Source organism: Actinosynnema sp. NPDC023658 (genome assembly GCF_040639995.1).
GTDB lineage: Bacteria > Actinomycetota > Actinomycetes > Mycobacteriales > Pseudonocardiaceae > Actinosynnema.
This window is the reverse complement of sequence record NZ_JBFAAX010000383.1, coordinates 1-5,591: the sequence shown is the minus strand read 5'-3', so window position 1 is coordinate 5,591 and position 5,591 is coordinate 1. Positions and strand designations below refer to the sequence as shown.

Here is a 5,591-nt window from a genome sequence, read left to right as displayed (position 1 = left end):
GGCGGTGCCGGTCGGACGACCCGCGGCGGCCATGAAGACCCAGACCCGCCGGCCGACCCGGCTCGCCTCGACCCCCTCGCCCACCGCGTCGATCGTGCCCGCGCCGTCGAGGTGCGGCGTGATCTCGGGGAAGTTCCCCGGACCGGCGGGACCGGAGCGCGCCTGCCAGTCGGCCGGGTTGACCCCCGACACGGCGACCCGCACGCGCACCTCGCCCGGACCGGGCTCGGGCAGCTCGCGCTCGACGAGTTCGAGCACGTCCGGGCCGCCGTGGGAGCGGTGGACGATCGCTTTCATCTTCAGTCCTTTGTGGATGGTGGCGGCGTTCAGCCGAGCGGCACGTCGTTGGAGCGCGACCGGACCGCGTCGAGGGTGGCGAGGGCTTCGGCGTCGAGGACGATCCCGGCGACCGCCGCGTTGGCCTCCAGGTGGGCCGCGTCGGCGGTGCCGGGGATGAGCAGCACGTTCGGCGCGTGGTGCAGGAGCCACGCGAGACCGACCTGGGACGGCGTGACGCCCAGCGACTCGGCCACGGCGTGCACCACCGGCTCGTCGGTCACCTTGGGCACGCCGGGGAACGCGCCGCCCAGTGGGAAGTACGGCACCCACGCGACGCCCTCGGCCGTGCACAGCCGGAGGAGATCCTCGTCGTCCCGGGACACGAGGCTGTAGGCGTTCTGCACGCACGCGTTGCCCGCGGGCAGGGCGCGGCGCAGGACGTCCGGGGTGACGCTGCTCAGGCCGATGGCGCCGACCTTGCCCTCGTCGCGCAACGCGGTCAGCACCGCGAGCTGGTCGTCGACGTCGACCACCTGGTCGCCCTCGGCGCGCAGGCCGGGGCCGGTGTCGAGGCGGCGGAGGTTGACCACGTCGAGCCGTTCGACGCCGAGGCCGCGCAGGTTGTCCTCGACGGCGGCGCGCAGCTGCTCGGGCCGTTGCGCCACCTTGAGCGGCAGCGGTCCGCCGGGGTCGGGCACGGCCCCGACCTTCGTGACGACCAGGACGCCGTCCTCAGGGCGGAGCGCCTCGCGGATGACGCGGTTGACGAAGCCGAAGCCGTAGAACTCGGCCGTGTCGACGTGGTCGACGCCCAGCTCGACCGCCCGGCGCAGCAGGGCGACGGCCTCGTCGCGGCGGTCGTGCAGGCGTTCGAGCTGCATCGCGCCGTAGCCGACGCGGTGGACGGGGCGGCCGGCGAACGGTGCGGTCCGGCTGATCATGAACGGGCCTCCTCGACGGGTGAGCGCAGAGCGGTGTGCAGCAGTTCCGCGAGGTACAGCGCCGACACCCGGTGCGCGATCGGGCCAGCCTCCTCCGCGGCTCGGGACGGCTCGCGCCCCTCGACCCCGACCAGCCACGCGGTCACGCAGTCGCGCAGCATCTCCCGCAGCCGGTCGACCATGTCGGTGACGATGTCGCTGATGGCGGGGTCGGTGGTGGCCTCGCCCCAGATCTGCACGGCGAACCGGGCCTTGGCCGGGTCGAGCCCGGTCGCCAACCGGGCGAGCAGCTCGTCGGGGTCGGGCGGGACGGCTTCGGCGGCGTACCCGGCGAGCACCTCGGCGTGCTTGGCCAGCGCCGTGCGGGCGCTGTCCTGGATGAGGTCGGCCTTGTTGCGGTAGTGCGCGTAGATCGACCCGGTCGACAACCCGGACTCCGCGGTGATGTCCGCGATCGAGGTCCGCTCCAGGCCGTTGCGCCCGAAGCACCGCACGGCCGCCTCGGTGATCTGGGCGCGGCGCAGCTCCTTGCGCGCGTCGGTGAGCCGGGGCACCGCACCTCCCGTAAACAGAATCTTGGTTCTGCTAGCAACGGTAGCAGAACCGTCATTCTGTTTACGGGTGATCAAGGGCACGTGCGCGGGCAGGTCGACCCGCGAGCCTCACCACGGCTCGATCCGGGCGTCGACCGGGGCGTTCCATACGAGATGCGGCTGTTGACCGCGATCGCGATCCGGGGCGACTGTTCCCATCCGGTACTGGTGGCGTCGCCGGTCCGCCGATCGTCCTGCTGAAAAACGACATGGAGTATCAATGAGGATATCTTCACGGATCCGGTACCTGGCGGTCGCGGCGGTCACCTTCGCCGCGATGGCGGCCGTGGTGGTGCCCGCGCAGGCCGCGCCCGCACCCGCACCGTGCGCCGCACCGCAGGCCGACTCCGGGGCGGGGGCCGCCGCCGCGCCGTTCAAGGTGTGGTTGGCCGGCGACTCGACCATGGCCAACGGCAGCGGCACCTGCCCGGTCGGCTGGGGCCGGGAGTTCGACCGGCTGTTCAACGACGACGTGACGGTCGTCAACAACGCCGTGGGCGGTCGCAGCATCCAGACCTGGCTCTACGAGTCGAACGTCAAGAGCACCAAGGACTCCACCGGCGAGTGCGTCGTGAGCCCCCGCACCTACGCCTCGCGCTGGGCCGACATGCTCTCCACGAACGGCATGCAGGCGGGTGACTGGCTGATCATCCAGTTCGGCATCAACGACGGCGACTCCAGCTGCCCCCGCCACGTGGGCACCACCCGGTACCGCCAACTGCTCTCCACCATGGCGAGCGAGGCCAAGGCGCGCGGTGTGAAGCCCGTCTACGTCACCCCGGTCGCGGCGATCACCTGCTCCGGCTCGACCGCGGTCGGCAACCGCGGTTTCGTCAACGAGACCATCGCGCAGGCCCAAGCCGACCAGGTGCCGGTCATCGACCTGCACCAGCGCAGCGTCGCCCTGTACAACTCGCTGCGCCTGTGCCCGAACAACGGCGACTACACGCAGGGCGCGGTCGGCGCCTTCTTCTGCAACGACCACACCCACTTCGAAGCAGCAGGCGCCGCCCGCATCGCGGAGGTCGTCGCCGGGGCACTGCGGGACCAGGGCATCGCGCTCGCCTCGTCCCTGCGCTCGACGTCGTCCGCCTACAGCCTGGTCGCGCAGCACAGCGGCAAGGCGGCCGACATCTACGAGGCGTCGACCGCGGCCGGGGCCCGGCTCGTCCAGTGGACCGCGAACGGCCGCACCAACCAGCAGTTCGAGTTCATCGACGCAGGCGGCGGCTACGTGCGGCTCAAGGCCAGGCACAGCGGTCTGGTCCTCCAGGTCGCGGGCAACGGCAACGGCGCCGACATCACCCAGCAACCCGACACCGGCGCCACGAGCCAGCAGTGGCAGGTCATCGACCACGGCAGCGACGTGATCAGCCTGATCAACCGGCAGTCCGGCCTGGCCATGGACGTGTTCGAGAAGTCGACCGCCGACGGCGCGCGGATCTCCCAGTACACCTACAACGACAGCCCCAACCAGCGCTTCACCCGCGTGCGCGGCTGAACCCGCACGTGACGGGGCGCCGCTCGGACGATCAGCGGGCGGCGCCCCGCGACTCCTCGTCGTGGCCTGATCGTGAGCGTCGACCACGCATAGTGCGGAGGTGGGCGCCGACCCCTGGGCTACCGTCCCCCGATCGGGACAACGGTTGCGACAACAGGGGGACGTCGTGGAGCCCAACGGGGACGACTCGGCTCGGGGAACGGGCAGCGGCGGACCGGGAGCGCGGCGCGAGCTGAGCTTCGAGGAGCTGCTGGCGCAGCTGGACGGCCCGGATCAGGTCGACCTGGTGCCGGACGGCCCCGCGACCCACGCGGTGTCGACGTCGGTCGACGACGACATCACCGCGGAGGACGGCCTGGGTGATCTCGACCTGGACGGCATGCTCGCCGACATGGCCGCCGCGCCGACGGCGGAGGCGCGGGCCGCCGTGCGGGGGCAGGCGCTGCGGCTGTTCGAGTCGATCACGAACGACGTGGACGCGGACCGGGGCTCCGCGCCGGCGGGCGGGAGCCCACCACCGGTCGTCCCGCACGACACGGCCGACGGCGCGCTGTTCACCGCCTTCGACCCGGACCACCTGGCGGTGACGATCGACGACACCACCGACGCCGGCATCGTCCAGCTCATCATCGCGGGCGGCGGCTACGGCCTGACGGCGGCCACCCTGGGAGTGCCCGTCGCGGACGTCAGGACCCGTTTCCTGGCGTTCTCCGACGGGAACGCGACCGTCGACCCGCACGAGCCTCACGTCGTGGTCCTGTCGACCCTGCTCGCCGCCAAGCCGAAGCTGCGCCTGCTGTGCGACCGGATGCGCGCGCCGGACCTCGACATCTCGCTGCCCCAGGCCGCCGCCTGCGAGCACTTCCTGGAGGTCTACCCGGAGTTCTGGGGCAACCTGGCGGCGAAGAACTGCACCATCGTGTTCAACTCCTCCCGCGCGGACAGCCGCGGCGGAGGGCTGTACGAACCGGGGGATCGCGTCATCCACATGTCCCGGCTGAGCGTCACGCCGCCCGGCGCGTTCGTGCGCCTGCTGGTGCACGAGACGGGCCACGCCCTGTTCGAGTCGACCCTGTTGGACGACCACCCGATGCCGCCCGCGCTGGGCACCGGCACCGTGGCGCACCTGGCCTCCGAGTACGACCCGCTGCCGTCCGGCGCGTACGAGACCAAGGACCTGCACCGGGACGGCCACGAGATCCGGCAGCTCCAGGTCTACTGGGACCGGATGTCGTCGCACGCCAAGGCCTTCTACCACGCCTGGCTGATCCTGCGCGGGCACCGGCAGCACCTGCTCTGCCTGGACCTGTGGCGCGATCCCAAGGGCAACCGGCTGTCCCCCGAGCAGCGCCGGTCCTACCAGGCGGACAAGTTCGACGAGTTCTGCGCCGAGGTGTTCATGCAGTACGCGCTGGGCGACCTCCGGCCGTACCTGGTCACCCTCCTGGCCGACGCCCGGGTCGAGGACACCGTGAAACGGGCGTGGCGCAACGCCTGGCGGGTGTTGGAGGTCGTCGCCACGCCGCTCCTCGGCCCTCGTCACGACTGAGCGGGCCGGGGTTCGGGGCGCCCTACCAGGTGCGCCCCTCCGGCAGGTCCGCGAGGCCGGGGGCGGACAGGTGCAGCACCTCGTAGCGCTCGGTGGCCTCCTCGTCGGCGGCGACGTCCCGCCAGAGCACGAACCGCAGCAACTGCCAGTCGTGGGGGTCGAGCGCGAGCGCGGCCGTGTGGACGTCGTCGCGCCGGGCGAGCGCGTGGAGTTGCGAGACCTCGCGCTCGACGAACTCGGCCAAGCCGAGACCGGTGCCGTCGCGGTCCTCGTCGACGGGGACGGGCGTGAGGCGGCGTGAGGCCGCGCGGGGGAGTGCGGTGCGGGCGGGCCCGGCGTGGCACGCGACGCCGGTCCAGTGCCGTGCGGTCGGGCGTCCGAAGTCGCGGATGATGTTCTGGAAACCGCCGCCGCCCACCAGGAAGTGCGCCATCGCGCCGGTGTCGTGCCACAGGTAGAAGGGCGCGTACTGGTTGACCGGCGAGCCGGCGACCCCGCGTTCCCGGATGACGTACGCCTTCAGCGCCAGTCCGGCGCGGTCGTCGAGGGCGTGACCGCCGCGGGCCACGCGCTCCCGGACGACCCGCATGTCGTAGTCGGCGGGCAGGGTGATCTCGTACTGCTTGGCGTACAAGTGCTTCCTCCTGTGTGGACGGACGACCCGGTCGGCCCGGGGTTCCTACCGGTGTGCGGCGAGCATGGCCAGCACACCGTCGACCGCTTGCTCG

Annotated in this window: 6 protein-coding genes; 2 read left to right on the top strand and 4 right to left on the bottom strand. The window is 72.1% G+C overall.

Annotation, left to right across the window (positions count from 1 at the left end):
* From AB0G02_RS27055 to AB0G02_RS27045, 3 genes are all read right to left on the bottom strand, one after another.
* The coding region (locus AB0G02_RS27055; RefSeq protein WP_360798917.1) for an alcohol dehydrogenase catalytic domain-containing protein at positions 1-297 on the bottom strand (297 nt) is incomplete at its 3' end.
* Between the two features lie 29 nt (positions 298-326).
* The gene (locus AB0G02_RS27050; protein ID WP_360798914.1) at positions 327-1,220 is read right to left on the bottom strand and encodes an aldo/keto reductase; all 894 of its coding nucleotides are present in this window, start codon (positions 1,218-1,220) and stop codon (positions 327-329) included.
* Positions 1,217-1,774 carry a TetR family transcriptional regulator gene (locus AB0G02_RS27045; RefSeq protein WP_360798911.1) on the bottom strand — a complete coding sequence of 186 codons (558 nt, stop codon included), beginning with the start codon at positions 1,772-1,774 and terminating at the stop codon, positions 1,217-1,219. Before AB0G02_RS27045 ends, AB0G02_RS27050 begins: the two co-directional genes overlap by 4 nt.
* A gap of 259 nt (positions 1,775-2,033) precedes the next feature.
* On the opposite strand from AB0G02_RS27045, the gene AB0G02_RS27040 reads away from it, so the two are divergent.
* Both AB0G02_RS27040 and AB0G02_RS27035 read left to right on the top strand, forming a co-directional pair.
* A complete protein-coding gene (locus AB0G02_RS27040) occupies positions 2,034-3,314 on the top strand; it encodes an RICIN domain-containing protein (RefSeq protein ID WP_360798908.1) in 1,281 nt (426 codons plus the stop codon).
* A gap of 166 nt (positions 3,315-3,480) precedes the next feature.
* Entirely contained in the window at positions 3,481-4,863 is a 1,383-nt protein-coding gene (locus tag AB0G02_RS27035) for a hypothetical protein (RefSeq protein ID WP_360798905.1), read from the top strand.
* A 22-nt stretch (positions 4,864-4,885) separates the two neighbouring features.
* Here AB0G02_RS27035 and AB0G02_RS27030 read toward each other — a convergent pair whose 3' ends face one another.
* The gene (locus tag AB0G02_RS27030) at positions 4,886-5,497 is read right to left on the bottom strand and encodes a DUF4865 family protein (RefSeq protein WP_360798902.1); all 612 of its coding nucleotides are present in this window, start codon (positions 5,495-5,497) and stop codon (positions 4,886-4,888) included.
* Positions 5,498-5,591 lie beyond the last annotated feature (94 nt).

Coding starts and splice junctions, on each gene's coding strand:
- AB0G02_RS27050 (WP_360798914.1), bottom strand. CDS start 1,220: ATGATCAGCCGGACCGCACCGTTCGCCGGCCGCCCCGTCCACCGCGTC.
- AB0G02_RS27040 (WP_360798908.1), top strand. CDS start 2,034: ATGAGGATATCTTCACGGATCCGGTACCTGGCGGTCGCGGCGGTCACC.